The organism is Kitasatospora brasiliensis (genome assembly GCF_032654805.1).
Classification (GTDB): domain Bacteria; phylum Actinomycetota; class Actinomycetes; order Streptomycetales; family Streptomycetaceae; genus Kitasatospora; species Kitasatospora brasiliensis.
Window position 1 is genome coordinate 1690689 of the sequence record NZ_JAUOOW010000001.1, and the last position, 22682, is coordinate 1713370.

21 protein-coding genes are annotated in these 22682 nt (G+C 73.2%); 6 read left to right on the forward strand and 15 right to left on the reverse strand.

Annotation, left to right across the window (positions count from 1 at the left end; all coding sequences use genetic code 11):
- Positions 1 to 138 precede the first annotated feature (138 nt).
- Positions 139 to 1143 (forward strand): 2,3,4,5-tetrahydropyridine-2,6-dicarboxylate N-succinyltransferase, encoded by a 1005-nt coding sequence (dapD, locus tag QWJ13_RS07715; RefSeq protein WP_316521521.1) that lies wholly within the window; start codon positions 139 to 141, stop codon positions 1141 to 1143.
- 540 nt (positions 1144 to 1683) lie between these two features.
- Here dapD and helR read toward each other — a convergent pair.
- Positions 1684 to 3840 (reverse strand): RNA polymerase recycling motor ATPase HelR, encoded by a 2157-nt coding sequence (gene helR / locus QWJ13_RS07720; protein ID WP_316521523.1) that lies wholly within the window; start codon positions 3838 to 3840, stop codon positions 1684 to 1686.
- A gap of 399 nt (positions 3841 to 4239) precedes the next feature.
- Between helR and QWJ13_RS07725 the strand changes: the two genes are divergently transcribed.
- On the forward strand, positions 4240 to 4494 hold the full coding sequence (locus QWJ13_RS07725; protein WP_316521526.1) for a hypothetical protein: 255 nt from the start codon (positions 4240 to 4242) through the stop codon (positions 4492 to 4494).
- Here the strand turns inward: QWJ13_RS07725 and QWJ13_RS07730 are convergent.
- From QWJ13_RS07730 to QWJ13_RS07755, 6 genes are all read right to left on the reverse strand, one after another.
- Positions 4422 to 5123, reverse strand: coding sequence for a DUF6099 family protein (locus QWJ13_RS07730; protein WP_316521528.1), 702 nt, complete (start codon positions 5121 to 5123; stop codon positions 4422 to 4424). The genes QWJ13_RS07725 and QWJ13_RS07730 overlap by 73 nt on opposite strands.
- Before the next feature lie 166 nt (positions 5124 to 5289).
- The gene (locus QWJ13_RS07735) at positions 5290 to 5679 is read right to left on the reverse strand and encodes a nucleotide pyrophosphohydrolase (RefSeq protein ID WP_316521530.1); all 390 of its coding nucleotides are present in this window, start codon (positions 5677 to 5679) and stop codon (positions 5290 to 5292) included.
- A 32-nt stretch (positions 5680 to 5711) separates the two neighbouring features.
- Positions 5712 to 7172: an AAA family ATPase gene (locus tag QWJ13_RS07740; RefSeq protein ID WP_316521532.1), complete on the reverse strand. Its 1461-nt coding sequence runs from the start codon at positions 7170 to 7172 to the stop codon at positions 5712 to 5714.
- A gap of 208 nt (positions 7173 to 7380) precedes the next feature.
- A complete protein-coding gene (locus QWJ13_RS07745) occupies positions 7381 to 8226 on the reverse strand; it encodes a putative RNA methyltransferase (RefSeq protein WP_316521534.1) in 846 nt (281 codons plus the stop codon).
- A 103-nt stretch (positions 8227 to 8329) separates the two neighbouring features.
- Positions 8330 to 9163, reverse strand: coding sequence for an ATP-grasp domain-containing protein (locus tag QWJ13_RS07750; protein ID WP_316521536.1), 834 nt, complete (start codon positions 9161 to 9163; stop codon positions 8330 to 8332).
- Positions 9160 to 10068, reverse strand: coding sequence for an ATP-grasp domain-containing protein (locus QWJ13_RS07755; RefSeq protein ID WP_316521538.1), 909 nt, complete (start codon positions 10066 to 10068; stop codon positions 9160 to 9162). Before QWJ13_RS07755 ends, QWJ13_RS07750 begins: the two co-directional genes overlap by 4 nt.
- Before the next feature lie 211 nt (positions 10069 to 10279).
- On the opposite strand from QWJ13_RS07755, the gene QWJ13_RS07760 reads away from it, so the two are divergent.
- On the forward strand, positions 10280 to 11227 hold the full coding sequence (locus tag QWJ13_RS07760) for a GNAT family N-acetyltransferase (protein WP_316521540.1): 948 nt from the start codon (positions 10280 to 10282) through the stop codon (positions 11225 to 11227).
- 33 nt (positions 11228 to 11260) lie between these two features.
- On the opposite strand, the gene QWJ13_RS07765 is transcribed toward QWJ13_RS07760, so the two are convergent.
- Together QWJ13_RS07765 and QWJ13_RS07770 are read right to left on the reverse strand one after the other, a co-directional pair.
- A complete protein-coding gene (locus QWJ13_RS07765) occupies positions 11261 to 11689 on the reverse strand; it encodes a fic family toxin-antitoxin system, toxin component (protein WP_316521542.1) in 429 nt (142 codons plus the stop codon).
- Positions 11686 to 11922 carry a toxin-antitoxin system HicB family antitoxin gene (locus QWJ13_RS07770; RefSeq protein ID WP_316521543.1) on the reverse strand — a complete coding sequence of 79 codons (237 nt, stop codon included), beginning with the start codon at positions 11920 to 11922 and terminating at the stop codon, positions 11686 to 11688. Before QWJ13_RS07770 ends, QWJ13_RS07765 begins: the two co-directional genes overlap by 4 nt.
- A gap of 176 nt (positions 11923 to 12098) precedes the next feature.
- Here QWJ13_RS07770 and QWJ13_RS07775 point away from each other — a divergent pair, with 176 nt between their 5' ends.
- Complete coding sequence (locus tag QWJ13_RS07775; RefSeq protein WP_316521545.1) at positions 12099 to 12293, forward strand: hypothetical protein; 195 nt, start codon at positions 12099 to 12101, stop codon at positions 12291 to 12293.
- Between the two features lie 71 nt (positions 12294 to 12364).
- On the opposite strand, the gene QWJ13_RS07780 is transcribed toward QWJ13_RS07775, so the two are convergent.
- Together QWJ13_RS07780 and QWJ13_RS07785 are read right to left on the reverse strand one after the other, a co-directional pair.
- Positions 12365 to 13714, reverse strand: coding sequence for a class I SAM-dependent RNA methyltransferase (locus QWJ13_RS07780; RefSeq protein WP_316521737.1), 1350 nt, complete (start codon positions 13712 to 13714; stop codon positions 12365 to 12367).
- Positions 13715 to 14109: 395 nt separating this feature from the next.
- Positions 14110 to 16185, reverse strand: a complete 2076-nt coding sequence (locus QWJ13_RS07785) for an APC family permease (RefSeq protein ID WP_432277456.1) — start codon at positions 16183 to 16185, stop codon at positions 14110 to 14112.
- Positions 16186 to 16433: 248 nt separating this feature from the next.
- Here QWJ13_RS07785 and QWJ13_RS07790 point away from each other — a divergent pair, with 248 nt between their 5' ends.
- Together QWJ13_RS07790 and QWJ13_RS07795 are read left to right on the forward strand one after the other, a co-directional pair.
- Positions 16434 to 17102 (forward strand): potassium channel family protein, encoded by a 669-nt coding sequence (locus tag QWJ13_RS07790; protein WP_316521549.1) that lies wholly within the window; start codon positions 16434 to 16436, stop codon positions 17100 to 17102.
- A complete protein-coding gene (locus QWJ13_RS07795; protein WP_316521550.1) occupies positions 17102 to 17773 on the forward strand; it encodes a potassium channel family protein in 672 nt (223 codons plus the stop codon). The genes QWJ13_RS07790 and QWJ13_RS07795 overlap by 1 nt, the downstream gene beginning before the upstream one ends.
- A 72-nt stretch (positions 17774 to 17845) precedes the next feature.
- Here the strand turns inward: QWJ13_RS07795 and QWJ13_RS07800 are convergent, their stop codons facing one another.
- The 4 genes from QWJ13_RS07800 to QWJ13_RS07815 all read right to left on the reverse strand — a co-directional run bounded on the left by QWJ13_RS07800 (position 17846) and on the right by QWJ13_RS07815 (position 22451).
- Complete coding sequence (locus QWJ13_RS07800) at positions 17846 to 18571, reverse strand: DUF3159 domain-containing protein (protein WP_316521553.1); 726 nt, start codon at positions 18569 to 18571, stop codon at positions 17846 to 17848.
- A gap of 2 nt (positions 18572 to 18573) precedes the next feature.
- Positions 18574 to 18981, reverse strand: a complete 408-nt coding sequence (locus tag QWJ13_RS07805; protein ID WP_316521555.1) for an OB-fold nucleic acid binding domain-containing protein — start codon at positions 18979 to 18981, stop codon at positions 18574 to 18576.
- Between the two features lie 64 nt (positions 18982 to 19045).
- Positions 19046 to 19726, reverse strand: a complete 681-nt coding sequence (locus QWJ13_RS07810) for a response regulator (RefSeq protein WP_316521557.1) — start codon at positions 19724 to 19726, stop codon at positions 19046 to 19048.
- Between the two features lie 136 nt (positions 19727 to 19862).
- Positions 19863 to 22451 (reverse strand): ATP-binding protein, encoded by a 2589-nt coding sequence (locus QWJ13_RS07815; RefSeq protein WP_316521560.1) that lies wholly within the window; start codon positions 22449 to 22451, stop codon positions 19863 to 19865.
- Between the last annotated feature and the right edge of the window lie 231 nt (positions 22452 to 22682).

The window sequence follows — 22682 nt, forward strand, 5'->3', positions numbered from 1 at the left end:
GGGAAGTATTGCCCAGCACGGTGGCTCCGAACATCCGGTTTTCCCACCCCACGGGCCGCTGACCACCGGGTCCGACGCCCGCGTCCGTCCGGTGGGCGTGTTCGGCACCGAGGCCCCGCATTGGTTAACGTGCACGGTGTGACTGCTGAATCCACCTCGCTCGAATCCACCACGCCGGCGAACGGCGCCGTGGCCGCCGGTCTGGCCACCATCGCCGCCGACGGCACCGTCCTCGACACCTGGTTCCCCGCCCCCGCGCTGGCCGCCGAGCCCGGCCCGGCCGGCACCGTCCGACTGACCGCCGAGCAGGCCGAGGCCGAGCTCGGGGCCGGCGCGGCCGAGGCCCTGCGCGTCGACGCGCGCCGTGGCGTCGAGGTGGTCGCCGTGCGCACCACCATCGCCTCGCTGGACGAGAAGCCGCTCGACACCCACGACGTGTACCTGCGTCTGCACCTGCTCAGCCACCGCCTGGTCAAGCCGCACGGCCAGAACCTGGACGGCATCTTCGGGCTGCTGGCCAACGTCGCGTGGACCAGCATCGGCCCCGTCCCGGTCGACAAGGTCGAGCAGGCCCGCCTGGCCGTGCGCGCCCAGGGCGGCCAGCTGGCCGTGTACGGGATCGACAAGTTCCCGCGGATGACCGACTACGTCGCCCCGACCGGCGTGCGCATCGCCCACGCCGACCGCGTCCGGCTCGGCGCGCACCTGGCCGCCGGAACCACCGTGATGCACGAGGGCTTCGTCAACTTCAACGCCGGCACCCTGGGCACCTCCATGGTGGAGGGCCGGATCAGCGCGGGCGTCGTCGTCGGCGACCACAGCGACATCGGCGGCGGCGCCTCGATCATGGGCACCCTGTCCGGCGGCGGCAAGCAGGTCGTCTCGGTCGGCGAGCGCTGCCTGCTCGGCGCCAACGCGGGCATCGGCATCTCGCTCGGCAGCGACTGCGTGGTCGAGGCCGGCCTCTACGTCACCGCCGGCACCCGGGTCACCACCCCGGACGGCACCGTGGCCAAGGCCGTCGAGCTGTCCGGCCAGGACAACCTCCTCTTCCGCCGCAACTCCCAGACCGGCGCCGTCGAGGTCATCGCCCGCTCCGGCTCCTGGGGCGGCCTCAACGCCGACCTCCACGCCCACAACTGACCCACGGGCTTTCCCCGCTCTCTCAGCGAGCTGAGAGAGCGGGGAAACCGGGGAAAGCGGGGAAACCCGCATCGATAGCGGGCAGGCCAGGCCACAAAGATCGTTGGGCTTCGCCAGGGACAGGCCACTTTGCGGTCCCCAGGCCCCCGGCGCCGCGCTCGCGCGGCGCCGGGGGCCACCCACAACTGAGGCATTGGCCCTCCAAAATCGCTTTGGGCAGCGGGACATGAAACCGACGCGGCCAGACCCCCCCTTAATTTCGTCGCAGGATGCGCGGGCTTGCCACCGAGCTGGACGGTGATGCCGAGCACCGCAAGACGATGAGCACAGGCCTCAGGCGTCGTGAAAAACTCGGCGCGCAATCCGCCGCACGAGCCCCGGCGACGAACGTGACTTGGTCATCGAAGTAGTAGGGGTCCCGTCTTCCGGCGGTTCGCTGCGGCTGTCGGTGCCGAGACCTTGACCCCGGTGAACTGACCGCGAACGAGCGGTTGATGGGCCCCGGCGCCGTGCCAGACACGGCGCCGGGGCCGATGTGCCTCATGGGCTCGTGAGGATCGCCAGCCGTTGGGTTGCCCTGGTCATGGCGACGTAGCGGTCGACGGCTCCTTCGATGCCGCCGCCGAAGGACTCCGGGTCTACGAGTACGACCAGGTCGAATTCGAGGCCCTTGGAGAGCTCCGGGGTGAGTGACCGGACCCGGGGGCGTGGTTCGAAGTCGGGGGCACCGATGACGCAGGTGGTTCCCTCGGCGTGGTCGGCGAGCCAGGTGTCCAGGATGGTGTCCAGGTCGGCGGTCGGGGCGTGCAGGACGGGGATGCCGGTGCTGCGGACGGAGGTGGGCACGTTGGCGTCCGGCAGGGCGGCCCGGATCGTGGGCTCGGCCTCGGCCATGACCTCTTCCGGCGTGCGGTAGTTGATGCTCAGCGAGGCGACCGTGTTCCGGTCGAGCCCGATCCGCTCCAGCCGCTCCGGCCAGGACTCCGTGAACCCGTGTCTGGCCTGCGCGCGGTCCCCGACGATGGTGAAGCTCCGGGAGGGGCAGCGCAGCAGCAGCATCTGCCACTCCGCGTCGGTCAGCTCCTGGGCCTCGTCCACCACGATGTGCGCGAACGGGCCGGCGAGCGGCTCCGGGTCGGCGGCGGGCAGGACCGTCTCGTCGACCAAGGTGTCCTGGAGGTCGTGCCCGCGCAGCATCGTCACCGCGCTCTCGCCGTCGTCGTCGGCCTGGAGCAGGTCGCCGATGACGTCGGCCATGCGGGCACGCTCGGCGGCGACCGCGGCCTCCCGGCGGCGTTGGCGCCGGTCCGCCTCCGGATCGCCGAGCCGTTGCCGGGCGGCGTCCAGGAGCGGCAGGTCCGATACCGTCCAGGCCTGGGGCGCGTCCTTGCGCTGGAGCTTGCGGACCTCCTCCGGTTCGAGCCAGGGCGCGCACATCCGCAGGTAGGCGGGCACCGACCAGAGGTCACCGACCAGCTCGGCCGGGTCGAGCAGCGGCCAGGCCCGGTTCAGCGTCTCGACCAGCTCCCGGTCCTGCCGCAGCGACCGGCGGAACAGCTCGGGCGAGACCCCCTCGCCGTCGTCCAGCTTGTCCATCAGGATCGTGGCCAGCTCCTCCCAGATCTGCTCGCGGGCCTCGTTGTGCGGGGTGCCCGGGTCCGGAGCGTCGAACGCGTCGGACCAGTCCTCGGCGCTCAGCCAGAGGTCCGCCCAGTGGGTGGTGACCTCCATGCCCTCGGTCGGCGGCTCCTCGTAGAACCGGACGGCCTTCTCGATCGCCTTCACCAACTCGGCCGAGGACTTCAGCCGGGCCACCTCCGGATCGGTCTCGGTCCCGGCCTTCGCCCCCTCGGCGACGAGGTCCCGCACGGTGCAGGTGCGCACCCCCTCCTCGCCCAGGCTGGGCAGCACGTCGGCGACGTAGGCCAGGTACGGCTGGTGCGGACCGACGAACAGCACCCCACCGCGCCGGTGGCCGAGCCGGGGATCGGAGTAGAGCAGGTACGCCGAGCGGTGCAGCGCGACGACCGTCTTCCCGGTGCCCGGGCCGCCGTCGACCACCAGGGCGCCCCGGGAACCGGCCCGGATGATGGCGTCCTGGTCGGCCTGGATGGTGGCCAGCACGTCCCGCATCCGGGCCGAGCGCTCGCTGCCCAGGCTGGCGATGAACGCGGACTGGTCGTCCAGGGCGGCGTGCCCCTCCAGGCCCTCGGCGGTGAACACCTCGTCCCAGTAGTCGCCGATCCGGCCCGCCGTCCAGCGGTACCTGCGCCGGCTCACCAGGCCCATCGGGTCGGCGTGGGTGGCCGCGAAGAACGGCTCGGCCGCGGGCGAGCGCCAGTCGACCAGCAGCCGGCGCCCCTCGCTGTCGGTGAGGCCGAGGCGCCCGATGTACACCGGCTCCGGCTCGCCCCCGCGGACGACCCGCCCGAGGCACAGGTCCAGGCCGAAGCGCCGCAGGGCGCGCAGCCGACCGGTCAGCTTGTGCACCTCGGTGTCCCGGTCCATCGCCTCCCGGCCGAGGCCGCCCGGCGCGCGGCGCAGCGCGTCGAGGCGGTCCGACAGCTCGGCGATCGACTGCTCCAGGCTCTCCGCGATGGCCGCGAAGTGCCGCTCGTCCTCGCCGATCAGTGCCGGATCGGCCTTGGCGGCGAGACGGTCGGGAAGGTCGAACGCGCTGGTGGTGTGGCGGTTCATGGCATCAGCTCCGATCTGAGGCCTGCGATTGTGCGCCGCCACGGGGGCCTTGCCGCAAGACCCCCCATGCGCTATACGTTGAGAGTGGCAAGGGGTGGGTATTCCCCCTGTTTCGCCCCGATCGCACCAAGCCCCTGCACCGCCCGCGCATCGCCCGTGCTCGCCGCGTGCCTAGCCGAGGCGGCGCCGTCACGGCAACCCCGGCTCACCCGGGAGGCTGACCGGGCGGCGGAGTTGGACCGCATCGAGTGGTGTCCGGGTGACGGCCTCCGGCACGGTTCGTTGGGTGCTACGGCGGGGGTGGGTGCCCCGGTGGCGGGCAACTGCCGCCTCCCGCCGTGCGGTCCGAGCCACCGTCGGCCGCTCCACACCGCACCAGCGATCCGAAGAGGTTCCGTCATGTCCGAACCATCTGCCACGCCGCAGTTCCCGAGCAGCCCGACGGGCTCGGCCGACGGCACCTCGGCCGGACCCGCCACTCCCAAGAGCCTGCTGGAGCAGATGCAGGAACTGCTCGCCTCCGTCTCGGCGGACCTCGCCGAGCTCCAGAGCACCAGCCCCCGGGGCGCCGACTCCGCCGCCTACCCGACCGGCACCGACACCTCCGACACCTCCGGTTCCCCCGAGTCCTCGGAGGAACCGGACGTCCGGTAGCCCACCCCCCGTTCCTGCTCGGCCGGCCCGCCCTCACCGGGCGGGCCGCCGGTACGCGGCGCATCACCACCCGGCGGGCCCGTTTCCCCCGGTGGGCCCAGCCGGACCATCAGTAACGGCGACGCCCCGCTCCCCGCCCGCTCCGGCTCCGCCCCGCCGAGCGCCACGGACTGCTCGCCCTCGGCCCGGAGCGCCGCCTCGCGCAGCCGCGCGGTCAGGTCCTTGCACTCCGAGACCGCGTCCACCCCGTCGATGCACGTCCAGTAGACGCTTTCGGTGTCCGCCCCGCAGGCCAGCACCACCAGCGTCTCTCCGACCTCCTGGAGCAGCCCGTCCAACGCTCCCAGGGCCGGCGCCACGTCCCCCAGGTCGGTGAGCCGCGCGGCCCGGCCGCCGCTCGCCAGGGCCGCCCGGACGACCGAGCGGTCCAGGCAGACCGCCGCGTGCGCCCCGGCCTCGGACAGCTGCTGGCCGAGCCCGCCGAGCTCCTCGTACTCCGACTCCGCCAGCCTGGCGCCCACCGCTTCGGTGAGCAGCGCGGCCTGCCGCGCCTCGGCCAGCACGTCCGGTACGTGCCTGGCCTCGGCCAGGGCGTGCCGGGCCGTCTTGATCAGTCGCAGCGCCTCCATGGCCACCGCTCCTCCCGCTCGCTGTCGCCGTCGACCCGGGCCGCCGGGAGGGGCGGCCGGGCGGTGACGGCTGGTCATGGCGAAAGCGTGCGCGGAAGAGCGGGAAACCGCATCCACGGTGTCAGAACCTGTGGACAACCCGGGGGTTGTGGATAACTTCCGTCCCTCACAAGGGTTGGTCGCTCACGTCCGAGTTGACGTCGGCCGCATCTTCCGGGGCCTCCCGCTCACCGGCTCCGACCGCGTCCGCCGACACCGGGAAACGGAGCTCGTTCCGTTCGATCTTGGCCGCCAGGGCCTCCAGCGGGTCAACCCCGACCGCCGTGCAGAACTGGAGCAGGTACGCCAGCACGTCGGCGACCTCGTCGCGCACCCGATGCGCTCGCTCCGGTTCGGACATCACCGCGGCGGCCTGCTCGGGCGTCAGCCACTGGAAGATCTCCAGCAGCTCCCCCGCCTCCACGCTCAGCGCCGCCGCCAGGTTCTTGGGCGTGTGGAAGGGCTCCCACCGCCGGGCCGCCGCGAAGTCCACCAACCGCTGCCTCAGGGCCGCCATGGTGGGCTCCGCCGGCCCCGTCACTCGTTCGCTCACCCCTCCAGGTCTACCGCATCGCGGCCCGCCGCCCCACCGCCCGCGGGCTCCGCCGCGCCCCCGGCGTCCCCCGCGCCTCCAGAGAACACCGCCCCTGAACACACCGCCCCTGAAACCACCACCCCGGAAGAAGCCGCCCCGGAAGAAGCCGGACCGCCGACCTGGGCCGGCACCCGCGCCGTCTCCGGCCGCAGCACCGTGAACCCCGAGTCCGGATCCCGCCGGCACTCGACCAGCGCCACCCCGCCCCCGGGCGAGTCGCCCAGCGCCTCCCGCGCCGCCGCCGGCTCCTGGAGGGCCGCGACCACCCGCAGCTGGCTGCGCTCCGCCATGTCCCGCGCCAGCCGCAGCAGCGTGGTCGCCTGCTCGGCCGAGAGCCCCGCGCCCAGATCCTCGGCCAGCACGATGAGCTGCCGGTGCGCCCAGGGCACCTCGGCGGCCACATCGAGGTCGAGCACCCCGGCCCCGGTCAGCAGCACCGCGGCGAAGGCGAGGTGGCGCAGCATGCCGTCGGAGGCCTGGTCGGCCCCGGTGCGCCCGAGGACGCCCTCGTCGAAGACGGCGAGGACCCGCCGCACGCCCGCGCTCTCGCGCTCGGCCAAGGTCAGCCCGAGCAGCGGGTGCGGCGCGGCGGACTGCACGGCGCGCAGCAGCTGCCCGTACCGGCGGGGGCACTCGTTGCTCAGCCGGGCGATGACGGCGGAGATGTTGGCCGCGTTGCCGCGCAGCCGGGCCTGTGGGTCGGCCCGGGCCCAGCCGCGCATCAGCGTGGGGACGGGGTGCAGCGGGAAGACCTCGCGCAGTGCGGTGAGCAGGTCCTCGGTGGCGGCGAGGACGAGGCACTCCCCGGCCGACGAGCCGGCGACCCGCAGCGGCAGCTGGGCGGTGATCATGGTGCCGCTGGGGAACGGCGCCCGGATGTCGCCCTGGCGGGTGTCGTTGTGCCAGCAGACGTTGACCCGCCGGTTGCGGACGTCCTGCTCACCGGTGTCCATCAGGGTCCGGCCGTCGAGGGTGAGCGTCTCCCGCGCGATCCGGACCGGGCCGTCGGTGCGGATCACGGCGTCGAGCCGGATCAGCCCGTGCGGCGAGCGGACGGTGCAGCCGAGGATGATCGCGTCCCGCCCGTGCGGGACGCACCCGTCCAGGCCGCCGCGGACGGCCACGGCGAGTGGGCCGGTGCGGTCGGGCAGGCCGTCCAGCGAGTCGGCGATCTCCTCGCCGAGGGCGAGCCGGGACAGCACGGCCAGCGCGTCGAGGGCGTTGGACTTGCCGACCCCGGCGGGCCCGTGCAGCACGGTGAGGGGCGCGAGAGGCAGGACCGCGCGTCGGTAGGACTTGAACGAGGTGAGCCGGAGCTCCTCGACGGTGGGGCGCGGCACGGGCGGCCGGTCGGGCCCGGGGGCGCCCGGTCGAAGGTGGGCCGGGGCGGCGGGCCTGGTGGCGTCGCGGTTCACCCGTCGGACGTTAGCCGCAGGCCGATCGGCAGAAACGTGCCTGCGCGCCAGATTCATCCCAACGTGGCGTCCCGCCGCCACCCGGTGACCCCACGCCGGAGAGCCCGGAAAGCCTCGGAAAGCCCCGCAAGGCCCGGGCCTCGGAAGGCCCCAGAAGCCCGGGAAAGCCGGGAGGGCCGGGAAGACCCCGGGACGGCGGCCGAACGACTCAGCGCCGGTACGCGGCCACCGTCACCGAGGCCGTCACCTCGACCGGCTCCGGCAGCTCCGCGAGCGCGGCACCGAGCCGCTCCGGATCGGTGTGCCAGGCACTCGGCCCCATCCCGACGACGGTCCGCACGTCCTGCGGGCCGAGCCGCAGGGTGAACTCGACCTCCCGCCGACCGGCGGGCTCCAGGTACGGCCCGAGCTTCTCGTCGATCCGCCGCTGCTTCTCCTCGTCCACCGACAACAGCCCCAGGGCGCCGACGAGTTCGCGCAGGTGCCGGGCGGTCGGCGAGACCAGCAGCAGGGTGCCGCCGGGGCGCAGCACCCGGCGGATCTCGGGCCCGTTGCGGGGGGCGAAGACGTTGAGCATCAGCTCGGCCGACGCGTCCCGCAGCGGCAGCGGGCGCCAGGCGTCGCACACGACGGCGCCGATCCGGGGGTGGGCCTTGGCGGCCCGGCGCAGCGCGTACTTGGAGATGTCGAGGGCGGCGCCGACCTTGCCGGGCAGCGCGTCCAGGACGTGCGCCAGGTAGTGGCCGGTGCCGGCGCCGAGGTCGGCGACCAGGCCGCCCGGCTCGCCGACGACGGAGGCGGCGGAGGCGGCGGCCTCCGCCAGCGCCTCGGCGATCGGCCGGTAGTGCCCGGCGGCGAGGAAGTCCGCGCGGGCGGCGACCATCTCGGCGGTGTCCCCGGTGCCGGTGTGGGCGTCGCCGGCGAGGAGGCTGACGTAGCCCTGCTTGGCGAGGTCGAAGCTGTGCCCGGCCGGGCAGCGCAGGCTGCGGTCGTGCCGGGTGAGGGCCTGCGCGCAGTGCGGGCAGGCCAGGTAGCGCTCGATGTCCTGGAGCAAGGTTCCGTCTTCTCTCGCCGTACGCCCCGGCCGGTCGGGGCGCCAGCCAGCCTAACCACCCGGCCCGGCCCGGCGCCCCGACCCCGCCGGTCGGTCCCACGACCTACCCCTGCCGCGCCCCCTGCCGGGCGGCGACCCGCGAGGCCGCGCCGCACGACACCCCGACCCCCGAGGCCCCCACCCGCAGCGCCAGCGCCGCGAGCGCCTCCGGCGCGCCCGCCCGGCCGCGCACCCCGGGGAAGGCGTTGACGTCGACGATGACCGGCTCGGCCGGACCGTCGAGCAGGTCGACCCCGTACACGTCGAGCCCGAACACCTCGCCGACCCGCAGCGCGAGCGCGGCCCGCTCGGCGGACGGCTCCCAGTCCTCCGCCCGCCCCGACTTCCCGGTGCTGGTGGCGAGTTCGGACTGCCGCCGGGCCGCGAACACCTGCCCGTCCACCACCCACAGCTTCTGGTCCCAGCCGGTGCCCGGAACGAACGGCTGGGTGACGACCGGCTCTTCGGGCCAGCGCCCGGCGAGTTCCCGCAGCCGGTCCGGCCCGTCCACCCGGGCGACCAGGTCGTCCCGCCTGCTGCGCCGGCTCTTGACCACGAACGGGTAGGCGGGATCGGCGAGTTCACCGATCAGCCCGACGACGGCGGTCTCCGCGAAGGGCAGTCCGGCGGCGCGGGCGAGGTCGGCCGTCCGCACCCGGTCCTGGCACAGTTCGGTGGCCGCGGCCGAGTTGACCACCGGCGCCCCGCGCCTCTCCAACTCCCTTGCCAGCGCCAGCGCTTGCGGCGTACGGGCCTTGAGCAGGTAGACGTCCGCGAGGTCGACCACCGGCCCCGCGGGCGGGACGGCCGCCACCTCGTGCCCCTGGCGCATCAGCAGCTCGGCGGCGGCCGCCAGCACCGGATGCCCCGGGTCGCCGGCGATCAGCCCGACCCTCACCGCAACTCCCCCTCGACGAAGCCCAGTTGCCCGTACGGGTCGGCGCCCGCGGGCACCAGCTCGGCGGTCGGCACACCGGGCACCGAGACGGCCGTGCCACTGCGTGCGAGCCGCAGCACCGCTTGGGAGACCCGGGCCACCGCGTCCGGCACCTGGCGGAAGCTCGGGAAGTCGTTGACGTCCACCACCACCGGCCCGTCCGGCCCAAGCAGCACGTCGACCCCGTACAGGTCCAGCCCGAACACCTCGCCGACCTGCGCCACGATCCGCGCGACGCTCCCCGGCAGCGGCACCTGCCGCTCGCGCACGCCCTGGCCGGGGTGCAGCGGAGAGGAACGTTCCGTCGCGAAGAGCTCGCCATCGACGCAGTACACCTTGAGGTCGGTCCCGCAGTTGGGCACATACGGCTGCGCGATCAGCAGCCCCTCCCCGGCCAGCTCCGGCCCCACTTCCAGCAGTTCATCCGGGTTGCGGACCAGCCGGACGGCCCGCCCGGAGCTGCCGTCGGCGGGCTTGACCACCAGCGGGTACTCGGCGGCCGGGATCTCCGCCAACCGCTCCCAGCGCGCGGCCGCGTAGGTCACCGGCACCGGCAGGCCCCGGGTGCGGCCGATGACCGCGGCGATCGCCTTGTCCCGGACCCCACGGATCGAGCGCACGTCGTTCACCGTGGTCAGGCCGACGGCGGCGGCCGACTCCAGCAGGGTCAGCCCGGGGCCGCCAGACACGGTCTTGAGCACCCAGGCGTCATGGCTGCCGGCCCGGACCTCCTCGGAGATCGCCAGCAGCGAATCCCCGGGGCGCAGCACGTCCACCCGGTGCCCCCACGCGGTGAGTTGGCGCACCACGTCGAGCGGCATGCCGTCGTGCCGGTAGTGTTCCTCCACCAGAAAGCAGAGCCTCATCGGCCTGTCTTCCCCCTTGCGTCGCCTCGTGCAGGTCCGCCGTCCCCCACGGCGGCTGTAAAAGCATCAGCATGCCTCCCGCCTCCGCACAAGATCGCCGCGGGCGAGTAAGCGTTCGGCAACAATCGCCGCCCGCCTGCTCGGTGAAGGCGCGTCGGATGCGGGCGAAAACGAGTGGCACCCTGTCCCCGTCCCTGTTTGGATGCACGCCGTGACCCCTGCCGATCATGCTTCCGACCGCCCCCTGCTCGATGAGATCGAGCGCTACTACGACGCCGTGCCGCGCAGCTCCGCCCGCGCCGAGGACTTCGGGCCGCTGACCCTGTTCGTCCGCAAGGGGGAGACCGGCTGGCAGTACTACGCCCGCCCCACCCTCGGCCACACCGGCCCGGCCGCCACCGCCGAGGACGTCCGCCGGGTGCTGGAGCGGCAGCGGGAGCTGGGCGCGCCGGAGGCCTTCGAGTGGGTCGCCGAGCAGAACCCCGAGCTGCGCGCGACGGTCGAGGCGGCGGGCCTGACGGTGCACGAGCACCCGCTGCTGGTGCTGGGCCCGCGGGACGAGCCGGCCCCGGCGCCCGGACAGCCGGAGCACGCGGAGGTGCGGGTGCTGGCGCCGGACGCGCCCGAGCTGGCCGAGGCGACCGCCGTCCCGCACCTGGCCTTCGACACCCCGGGCACCGCCGTCGGCGAGGCCGACGCGTCCGAACTGCCCGGCATCGTGGCGCAGTTGACGGCCGACGGGAGTGTGGCGCGGATCGCCCAGCGGATCACCGACGGCCTCACCGTGCAGGCCGTCGCCCTGGACGCGGGCACGGTGGTGTGCGCCGGCCAGTACAGCCCGGTGGGCGCGGTCGGCGAGGTGGTCGCCGTGGGCACGCTCCCCTCCGCCCGCCGGCGCGGGCTGGGCCTGGCCGTCACCGCGACCCTGGTCGCGCACGCCCGGGAGAACGGGGTGCGGACGGTGTTCCTGTCCGCCTCCGACGAGGACGTCGCCCGGATCTACCGCCGGGCGGGCTTCCGCAGCTTCGCGACGGCCCTGATCGCGGAGCCCGCCGAAGCCCAGGTCCCCACCGAAGCCCAGGTCCCCACCGCAGCCCAGGTCCCCACCGCAGCCCAAGCGCCCGCCACGGAGCAGGAGCCCACCGCGGCGCAGGTCTGACCCCCGACCCGACCCCGCCGGGGACGACGCCGGTCAGTCGTCGTCCTCGTCCTCGTCGTCCGCCCCGCTGACACCCTCCCCCTCGGCCTCGTCCACCACCCAGGCCGCCAGCCGCTCGGCGACGCCCGACACTCCGAGCCGCCCCTCGCGGATGGCCCGGGAGAGGCTGCGCACCTCACGGGCGGTGGTGGCGACGGTGCAGCCGCTGGCGACCAGGTAGGCGTAGGCGACGGCGGTCGCGAAGAGTTCGTTGGTCTTCTCCAGGGCGGGCACCCGGATCAGCTGGTGCATCAGTGCGGCGGCCCGGTCCTGCGGTTCCGGGTAGACGGCGATGTCGAATATCTCGGCCTGGTGGCGGGTGACGGCCGCGAGCAGCGAGCCGTAGTCGGCGACCTGCGGGTCACCGGGGGTGTACTGCTCGGCGGTCATGAGCAGCCACGAGAGGTCGACCTCCAGCTTCAACGGCGCACGTCCTGAAGCTCGCCGGGCTCCCCGAACTCGGCGAGGAAGGCCGACTCGTACTCCTTCATGAACTGCGCGGCCGCGTCCACGAAGGCCCGTCCGGACTCGCCCATGTCCTGCTGGACCAGGCGCTCGATGTACTGGTTCATGCTGATCCCCTGCTGCTCCGCCCGCTCCCGGGCCATCTCGGCGGTCGTGGCGTCGACCCGCACGTTCAGCTGCTTCTTACCCATGCCGTTCAAGCTAGCGCTCAAGTGCTAGCACAACAAGGGCGCGCGCACACCGCCCGCACACCTGCCGCACGCCCCCGCGCAACCTTCCCGTCAACAGGACTTGAAGAGTGCCGCACCGTCCGGGACTCTGAAACTCCCCCGAGCGTTCCCCGAGCGGCTGGTGCGGAGGCCCACAGATGACAGCCATGTTCGACCAGGAGCTGCGCGAGCAGCTCGCCCAGGCTCGCCGGGACCTCGCGGCCGCCCGCGCGGCAGGGGACGCCGACGGCGTCCAGGCGTACGAGGGCCGGGTCGCCACCCTGCTACGGCTCGCCGCCCAGCACGGCATCGACCTCCCGCACAGCGTCGACGAGGAGGAGCACAACGACTAGCCCCCGCGACGCGGCGGAGGCGGCCACCCCGAACGGGTGACCGCCTCCTTCCGCATCTCAAGCAGCCCGGGTCACGCCCCGATCGGCTCCAGGATCGCCACACACTCGAAGTGGTGCGTCATCGGGAACAGGTCGAAGGCCCGCAGCGACACCGGCCGGTAGCCGCCCTCGCTGAAGAACTTCAGGTCCCGGGCGAGCGCCGCCGGGTCGCAGGCCACGTACGCGATCCGGCGCGCCTCCAGGCCGACCAGGTGCGCGACGGTCTCGCGGCCGGCGCCCGAGCGCGGCGGGTCCAGCACGATCAGGTCGGTGGCGGTGATGCCGGTGCGCGGCAGCAGCGTCTCGACCCGGTCGCACTCGATCCGCACGTTGTCCAGCGCGGCCAGGTTGTGCCGGGCGTCGACCACGGCCTGCTTGGCCGACTCGATGCCGAGCACCGCGCCGTCCTCGCCGACCCGGTCGGCCAGCGCGCCCGCGAACAGGCCGACGCCGCAGTACAGGTCGAGCGCGTTCTCGCCCCACTGCGGGTCCAGTCCGTCCAGCACCGCGTCGACCAGGGTCTCCGGCGCCTCCGGGTGGATCTGCCAGAAGCCGCCGTTGCTGACCCGCCAGGTCCGCCCGGCCGCCCGCTCGCGCACGAAGCTGCGGCCGTGCACCTTGTGCACGTCGCCCTGCTCGTCCACCCGGGCGATCGACACCGGCTTGTCCAGCTCCACCAGCGGCAGCTGGGCGCCCGGCCGCGGGGTGAGCACCACCTGGCGGTCCGAGGAGCCGCTCGCGGCGATCGCCTCGACGCTCGCCACACCCTGCCAGTCGCGGGCCTCGATGCCCAGCTCTGTGACGCCCTCGGAGGCGATCAGGCAGCGGTCGATCGGCTGCACGTCGTGCGAGCGGTGCTTGCGCAGGCCGACCTTGCCGGTCTCGGCGTCCACCGCGTACTGCACCCGGGTGCGCCAGGCCGGCACCTGCCCGGCCGGCAGCTTGCCGCCGACCGGCTCGACGCTGCCGTCCCAGCCCGCCTCGGCCGGGGTGAGCCCGGCCAGCTTGGCCAGCTGCTCGGTCAGCACCGCCGCCTTGAGCTTGCGCTGCCCGCCCGGGGTGACGTGCTGCCAGTCGCAGCCGCCGCACTTGCCCGGCCCGGCGAACGGGCAGGGCGCCTCGATCCGGTCCTTGGAGGGCTCCAGCACCTCCACCGCGTCGGCCCGCAGGAACCGCGAGGTGGTCGTCCCGTCGGTCACCAGCGCGACGACCTTCTCACCGGGCAGCGCGTGCCGCACGAACAGCACCCGCCCCTCGTGCCGGGCCACGCAGTGCCCGCCGCCGTGCGCGACCGGGCCGACCTCGACCTCGTAGCGCTGGCCGGCCAGCGGCTCACCGGACGGCGCCTCGGGCCGCGACGGCCGGGCGGCGGCGGTGCGCAGCGCCTTGGGCGGCCGCACCGCCTGCTTGCGCGGCGCCTTGCGGTCGGCCCCGGCGGCGCCGGCGCCCTTCGCCGCGTCCTTGCCGGAGGCCTTCCCGGCTCCCTTCTCGGGCGACTTGCCGGCCGACTTGCCGCCGCCGGCCGCCTTGCCCGCGCCCTTACCGGCGCCGGACGCCTTCCCGGCGCCCTTGCCGGCCGGCTCCCGGTCCTCCCGTTCGCCCGGGACGATCGGCGCGGTGCGCGCGGTGAGGCCGTCACGGTCGGTGGCCTCCGGACGGGCCGGCCGGCCCCAGCGCGGCCGGGAGACCTGCCCGGGCTGGGAGCCGCCCCGGCGGGCGCCCTTGCCGGAGGAGCCCTTGCCGGAGGCGCCCGAGGAGCGGGACGGAGTGTTGCGGGTCACAGGGGGGAGTCCTTGCTGCGGTCGGGGGTGTCACCGGCGTTCGTACCGGTGGAGACGGAATCCTTCGACTTTACGGCCTTCGGGGCCCGAGGCTCGCCACGGCGGACGGCACCCGGCGCCGACCAGGCCTTCTGCGGCTTGCGCCGTTCCGAGGACTCCAACTGCCACGGTACCGAGGTGACCATCACCCCGGGCTTGAACAGCAGCCGCCCCTTGAGCCGCAGGGCGCTCTGGTTGTGCAGCAGGTGCTCGTACCAGTGGCCGACCACGTACTCCGGGATGTAGACCGAGACCACGTCGCGCGGGCTGCTGCGCCGCAGGTTCTTCACGTAGTCCAGGACCGGCCCGGTGATCTCGCGGTACGGCGAGTCCAGCACCTTGAGCGGCACCTCGATGCCCCGCTCGTCCCACTCCCGCCGCAGCGCCGCGGTGTCCGCCGGGTCGACGTTGACCGTGACGGCCTCCAGCGTGTGGGCCCGGGCCAGCCTGGCGTACGCGAGGGCGCGCAGCGCGGGCTTGTGCAGCTTGGAGACCAGCACGATGGCGTGCACCCGGGTGGGCAGCACCACGTCGTCCGGCACCTCGGCGGCGACGAGTTCCGCGGAGACCCGGTCGTAGTGGCGCCGGATGCCCTTCATCATCACGAACAGCGCGGCCATCGCGGCGATCGCGATCCAGGCGTGGCTGATCTTGGTGACCAGGACGACGATCAGCACGGCCATGGTCATCACCAGGCCGAAGGCGTTGATCGCCCGGCTGCGCTGCATGTGGCGGCGCTTGGCCGGGTCGGTCTCGGTGCGCAGCAGCCGGGTCCAGTGCCGGATCATGCCGGACTGGCTCATGTTGAAGGCGACGAAGACGCCGACGATGTAGAGCTGGATCAGCCGGTTCGGGTCGGCGTTGAAGGCCAGGATCAGCAGGACCGCGGCGATCGCCAGCAGGATGATGCCGTTGGAGAAGGCCAGCCGGTCGCCGCGGGTGTGCAGCTGGCGCGGCAGGTAGCGGTCCTGGGCGAGGATCGAGCCGAGCACCGGGAAGCCGTTGAAGGCGGTGTTGGCCGCGAGCACCAGGATCAGGCCGGTGACGGCGGCGACGAAGTAGAAGCCGGGCGTGAAGTTGCTGAACACGGCCTCGCTGATCTGCGCCAGCGCGGTCTTCTGGTGGTAGCCGGGCGAGGCGCCGACCAGCTGCTCGGTCGGGTTCTCGGCCATCTGGACACCGGTCAGCCGGGCCAGCCAGATGATGCCCATGAACATCACGACGGCGATGCTCGCCATCATCAGCAGCGTGGTGGCGGCGTTCTTGCTCTTCGGCTTGCGGAAGGCCGGCACGCCGTTGGAGATCGCCTCCACACCGGTGAGCGCGGCGCAGCCGGAGGAGAAGGACTTCAGCAGCAGGAACACCATGGCGAACCCGGCCAGCGAGTCGTTGCCGGGGGTGGCCGCGAGGTGGAACGCGGAGCTCTCGGCGGGCATGTCCTGACCGAGCGCGAAGTGCCGGAACACCCCGTAGCCGACCATCGCGATCACGCCGACCATGAAGGCGTAGGTGGGAACGGCGAAGGCGCTGCCGGATTCGCGCACCCCGCGCAGGTTCATGCCCATCAGCAGCACGACCACGACCACCGAGAGGACCGCTTCGTGGCCGCGCAGCGCGGGCACGGCGGAGACGACGTTGGCGACGCCCGAGGTGGTGGACACGGCCACGGTGAGCACGTAGTCGACCATCAGCGCGCTGGCGACCACCAGACCGGCGGCCGGCCCGTGGTTGACGGTCGCGACCTCGTAGTCCCCGCCACCGCTGGGGTAGGCGTGCACGTTCTGCCGGTACGAGGCGACCACGGCGAGCATCACGATCGCCACGACGACGCCGATCTGCCAGGAGAAGTGGATCGCCGAGGCGCCCGCGATGGAGAGGGTGAGCAGGATCTCCTCGGGGGCGTACGCGACCGAGGAGAGCGCGTCCGAGGCGAACACGGGCAGCGCGATCCGCTTGGGCAGAAGCGTCTCGCCCAGCTTGTCGCTGCGTAGGGCGCGCCCGATCAGGATGCGTTTCGGAAGGTCAGTCGGCATAGGCACGTTAAGGAATCGTAGGGGCTTCCCGGTCGGGCCTCCGCCGTTTGTCCCCCCCTTCGTCGCGACTGCGTTCGGTGGACCGGCTAGCGTGTCGGATACGAGTCGGCGGGCAACACTCTGGTTGTCGAGCGTTGCCGGGTCGGCGCCCCCACGATGACCCTCGTTCCGGACGACCGGGCGGGAAACGGAGTTGAACGGTGTTTGCGCAGGTCAAGAGCCCTTCGGGACGGGTGAGGTAAACGCCGGTGCACATCGTCATCATGGGCTGCGGCCGCGTGGGCTCGGCCCTCGCCAGAACGCTGGAGAAACAGGGCCACTCGGTGGCCGTGGTCGACCAGGACCCGACCGCCTTCCGTCGCCTGGGCGCCGGGTTCAACGGCCGCCGGGTGACCGGTGTCGGCTTCGACCAGGACACCCTGCGCGAGGCGGGCATCGAGGAGGCCGGCGCCTTCGCCGCGGTCTCCAGCGGTGACAACTCCAACATCATCGCCGCGCGAGTGGCCCGGGAGAACTTCGGCGTCGAGAACGTCGCCGCCCGGATCTACGACCCCCGCCGCGCCGAGGTGTACCAGCGCCTGGGCATCCCCACCGTGGCGACGGTCCGCTGGACCGCCGACCAGATGCTGCGCCGGCTGCTGCCGAGCGGCGCCGAGCCGCTGTGGCAGGACCCGAGCGGTGGCGTCCAGCTCGCCGAGGTCGCGTACGACCCGCGCTGGATCGGCCACCGGATCAGCAAGCTGGAGGAGGCCTCCGGCGCCCGGGTGGCGTTCGTCACCCGGCTCGGCGAAGGGGTGCTCCCCTCGCCGCAGATGGTGGTGCAGGAAGGCGACCTGGTGCACGTGATGCTGCGCCGGGCCGACCTGACGGCGGTCGAGGCCGCGTTCGCGCAGGGGCCGAAGGAGGAGGGTCACTGATGCGGGTCGCCATTGCCGGGGCCGGTGCCGTGGGCCGCTCGATCGCGGGCGAGCTGCTGGAGAACGGCCACGAGGTCCTGCTGATAGACAAGAACCCCAACTCCATCTCGGTGGAGCGGGTCCCGATGGCGGAGTGGCTGCTGGCCGACGCCTGCGAGATCACCTCGCTGGACGAGGCCGCGCTTCAGCGCTGCCACGTGGTGATCGCCGCGACCGGTGACGACAAGGTCAACCTGGTCGTCTCGCTGCTCGCCAAGACCGAGTACGCGGTGCCGCGAGTGGTCGCCCGGGTGAACAACCCCAAGAACGAGTGGCTCTTCAACGAGTCCTGGGGCGTGGACGTGGCCGTCTCCACCCCGCGTCTGATGTCCGCGCTGGTCGAGGAGGCGGTCAGCGTCGGCGACCTGGTCCGCCTGATGCGCTTCAGCCAGGGCAACGCCAACCTGGTCGAGCTGACCCTGGCCTCCGACACCGAGCTGGTCGGCACCCGGGTCGGCGACGTGGCCTGGCCGCAGGACACCGCGCTGGTGACCATCATCCGCGAGGGCCGGGTGCTGGTGCCGGGCAAGGACGACACCCTGGAGGGCGGCGACGAGCTGCTCTTCGTCGCCGCCCAGGAGCGCGAGGAGGAGCTGGAGCAGCTGCTGTCGCCCATCGCGGGCGCCCAGTAGTCTCCGGCCGCACCGGAAGGGCCCGCACCCCCGGCCGGGGGTGCGGGCCCTTCCACTGTCATCGGCACGCGGCTACTTCGCCGGCTCCTCGTCGTCGTCCAGCTGCGCCTTGATCGGCGGCGGCGCCTTCAGCAGGATCTGCCAGGTCACGTACATCGCCAGCAGCAGCGGCGGGATGCCGAGGGCGACCTTCAGCCAGCCCAGCAGGTTGACGTTGTGGGTGAAGTACAGCGGGAAGAGGATCACCGGCTTGAGGCCCATGATCAGCACCCAGGCCCAGGTCGCCTTGGTGTAGGCGGCCAGCCGGCCAGGGTTCTCCTTGCGCCAGGTGAACATCTCGCCGGTGATCGGGCCGAGCATCACCCCGATCATCGGCCAGCGCACCAGGGCGGAGACCGCCAGGGCGACGCTGTAGGCGACGTTCCAGAGCAGGCCGGGCAGGTAGAAGTCCTCGGCCTTGCCGCTCTTCATCGAGATCCAGGCGCCGAGGGCGACACCGAACACGCCGCTGAAGGCGTGCTGGATGGTCTCCCGCTTCGCCAGCCGGGCCACCACGAACAGGGCGCTCAGGCCCAGCGCGGCCCAGGCCGAGGTGCTGACCTGGTGGGTCAGGTTGTAGGTGACGATGAAGACCAGGCCGGGCAACGTCATGTCGACCATGCCGCGGACGCCGCCGAAGGCCTGGAGCACGGTGTCGGCGGCCTCCTTGGAGGCGGCCCTGCGGGCGGCCTCCGCCGCCGCGAGGTCGGCGGCAGGGTCGAGCTGGGCGGCGGACTCGCCGCCGGGCTGGTTGCTCACGCTCATTCGCTCCCGTGTCCGACCGGACGCAGTTCGTAGCGGGGGTTGAACAGCACGCGGCGCCCGCGTGCGTGACCGATCCGGCCGCTGGCGACTAGCCGGCGGCCGGGTTCTATCCCGGCGATCGAGCGGCGGCCGAGCCAGACCACGTCCAACGCCTCGGTGCCGTCGAAGAGTTCGGCCTCCAGGGCGGGCACCCCGGCCCGCGGGCGGAGGGTCACCGTGCGCAACGTGCCGGCGACGGTGACCAGCTCACGGTCCCCGCATCCGGCGATCGGCGTACAGCCCGACTCCGCGGCGCTCTCCTGGCGCAGCTCCTCGGCGTCCAGCTCCTCGGCCGAGGAGGTCAGCCGGCTGAGCATGCGGCGGAACCGCCCCTGCGGCTGGCCGTTGCTGTTGTCACCACTCATGTCGGAAGGGTACCGGGTTCCGGCCCCCCGGCGGCAGGTCGTGCGGCCGCCGGGGCGGCCCCGGTCAGCTCTCGAACCGGTAGCCCATGCCCGGTTCGGTGATGAAGTGGCGCGGGTGCGAGGGGTCGCGCTCCAGCTTGCGGCGCAGCTGCGCCAGGTAGACCCGCAGGTAGTTGGTCTCGGTGCGGTAGGCCGGGCCCCACACCTCCTGGAGCAGCTGGGTCTGGCTGACCAGCCGCCCGGCGTTGCGGACCAGTACTTCCAGCAGGTGCCACTCGGTCGGGGTGAGGCGGACGTCGACGCCGTCCCGGTTGACCTTCTTGGCCGCGAGGTCGACGGTGAAGGACTCGGTGACGACCAGCGAGTCGGCCTCCCCGGCCACCGGCTCGGCCCGGCGCACCGCGGCCCGCATCCGGGCGAGCAGCTCGTCCATGCCGAACGGCTTGGTGACGTAGTCGTCGGCGCCGGCGTCCAGCGCCTCGACCTTCTCGTCCGAGGCGTGCCGGGCGGACAGCACGATGATCGGCACCCGGGTCCAGCCGCGCAGGCCTCGGATCACCTCGACCCCGTCCATGTCCGGCAGGCCCAGGTCGAGGACGACCACGTCGGGATGGCGGGCGGCGGCCAGTTCCAGGGCGCTGGCGCCGTCATGGGCCGCGTCCACCTCGTACTTGCGGGCCTTGAGGTTGATCACCAGCGCGCGGACGATCTGTGGTTCGTCGTCCACGACGAGGACCCGGGTCATTTACGGGCTCCGCCTTTCAGGGCTGTCTGACTTACGGACTGTGGGACTGGCTCTGTGACTTTCGGTACGGCGTACGGTCCCCCGGCGTGCGGCGCCGGCCGGAGGCGGCGGGCCCGGCCGGAGCCGCCGCCGGTGCTCAGGTGATCAGCTCCGAGAGCGGGCCGCCACCCTCGCCCGGCTCCCCGGTTTCGGGCGGCCGCTCGACCACGGGCAGGCTGACGACCATGGTGAGGCCGCCGCCCGGGGTGTCCTCGGCGGTGACGGTACCGTCCATCGCCTCCACGAAGCCGCGCGCCACCGCGAGCCCGAGGCCCACCCCGGCACCGCGCGGCGCGTCCCCGTAGCGCTGGAACGGCGCGAAGATCTTCTCCTTGGCGTCCTCGGGCACCCCCGGGCCGCGGTCCACGATCCGCAGCTCGACCCGGGCCGGCAGCCCCGGACGGTGCAGCTCGTCGGCCTTGACCAGCACCTTGACTCCGTCCGGGCTGTACTTGACGGCGTTCTCCACCAGGTTGGCCAGCGAGCGCTCCAGCAGCCCGCCGTCGGCCCGGACCATCGGCAGCGTCTCCGGCACCTCCAGCCGGACGGATTCCAGCGGCACCCCGCCGAGCGCGAACGGCACCACCTCGTCCAGGTCGGTCTCCTGGATCAGCGGGGTGACGGTGCCGGTCTGCAAGCGGCTCATGTCGAGCAGGTTGTTGATCAGATGGTCCAGTCGGTCGGCCCCGGCCTCTATGCCGGCCAGCAACTCGGCTTCGTCCTCCGGATCCCAGTCGACGTCGGCCGAGCGCAGCGAGCTCACCGAGGCCTTGATGCCGGCCAGCGGGGTGCGCAGGTCGTGCGAGACGGCGGCCAGCAGAGCCGTCCGGATGCGGTTGCCCTCGGCCTCCCGGCGGGCCTCGGCGGCCTCCCGGGACAGCCGACGGCGTTCCAGCACCACGGCGGCCTGGGCGGCGAACGCGCCGAGCAGGCGGCGGTCCGCGCCGGGCAGCACCCGGCCGCGCAGCACCAGCGCCAGGCTGTCGCCGACCGGGACGTCCACGTCGGCCTCCTCCGGCCGCTCCGGCGGGCGCGGCCCGGCGGCGGCCACCGACGACCAGGCGGAGAGCGGATCGGGCCGCTCCAGCAGGGCGGCGCTCTCCTGCCCGAAGGTCTCCCGGACCTGCTCCATCAGCGCGGTCAGCACCCCGTCCCCGTTCGGCGCGCCGCGCAGCACCGTGCCGGCCAGTGCGCTGAGCGTCTGCGCCTCGGTCTGGCTGAGCGCCGCCTGTTGGGTGCGCCGGGCCGCGAGGTCCACCACCGACGCCACCGAGATGCCGACGATGGTGAATATCGCCACCGCCATGATGTTCTGCGGCTCGTTGATGGTGAAGGTGTGCAGCGGCGGGGTGAAGTAGTAGTTCAGCACCGAGGAGCCGACCAGCGCCGAGCCGATCGCCGGCAGCAGCCCGCCGACCAGCGCGGCGCACACCGTCAGCGACAGGAAGAGCAGCATGTCGGTGGAGAGCCCAAGCCCGCCGATCGCGGTCAGCACGATCGCCAGCAGCGGCGGGCCGACCAGCCCGATCAGCCAGCCGGCGACGGTCCGGGTACGGCCCAGGTCGGTGATCCGGCGGACGGGTATCTTGCCGCGGCGCCCGTGCCCGGCGTGCTCGTGGGTGACCATGTGGACGTCGATGTCCCCGGCCTCCCGGGTCACCGTGGTGCCGACGCCCGGCCCGTACAGGTACTGCCAGGCGGGCCGCCGGCTGGTGCCCAGCACGATCTGCGTCGCGTTCACGCCCCGGGCGAAGTCCAGCAGTCCGGCGGCCGGGTCGTCGCCCAGCACGGCGTGGAAGGAGCCGCCGAGGCTCTCCACCAGCGAGCGCTGCTCGATCAGCGTCTGCGGCGAGCCGGAGCCCACCAGCCCGTCCGAGCGGGAGATGTGCACGGCGAGCAGTTCGCCGCCGGAGACCCGGGCGGCGATCCTGGCCGCCCGGCGGATCAGCGTCGCGCCCTCCGGACCGCCGGTCAGGCCCACCACGATCCGCTCCCGGGCCTGCCAGGTGCCCTCGATGCCCTGCTCGGCCCGGTACTTCTGGAGGTACTCGTCCACCCGGTCGGCGGTCCACAGCAGCGCCAGCTCGCGCAGCGCGGTCAGGTTGCCGGGGCGGAAGTAGTTGGCGAGGGCGGCGTCGATCTTCTCCGGCGCGTACACGTTGCCGTGCGCCAGCCGTCGCCGCAGCGCCTGCGGGGACATGTCCACCAGCTCGATCTGGTCCGCCCGCCGGACCACCTCGTCCGGGACGGCCTCGCGCTGGCGCACCCCGGTGATGCCCTCGACGGCGTCGCCGAGTGACTCCAGGTGCTGCACATTGACGGTGGAGATCACGTCGATCCCGGCCGCCAGCAGCTCCTCGACGTCCTGCCAGCGCTTCTCGTTGCGGCAGCCGGGGACGTTGGTGTGGGCCAGCTCGTCCACCAGGGCCACCTGGGGGCGGCGGGCCAGGACGGCGTCCAGGTCCATCTCGGAGAACCGGGCGCCGCGGTGCAGCACCTGCTGCCGCAGGACGACCTCCAGCCCGGCGACCATGTCCGCGGTCCGCCGCCGGCCGTGGTCCTCCACGAACGCCACCACGACGTCCGTGCCACGCTCCTGTCGCCGGTGCGCCTCGGCGAGCATGGCGTACGTCTTGCCGACCCCGGGGGCCGCCCCGAGGTAGATGCGCAGCCTGCCTCGTCCCATGAGCACCATTCTTGATCCGGCCCGGCCCGGGCGACACCCCCGGACACCTGTTCCCCTCGCCTTCGAGACTACGGCGTGCGACGCGATATTCCGCTGATCAGTGCGCTGATCAGGCGGTTTTAGCGGCATATTGACGGTGTACCAGCCACTCGGCGGGGGCCGGGGCCTTCGACCGGAAATGTCCGGAAATGCGAAGAACCCCCATCCGGATCCCGGATGGGGGTTCTTCAG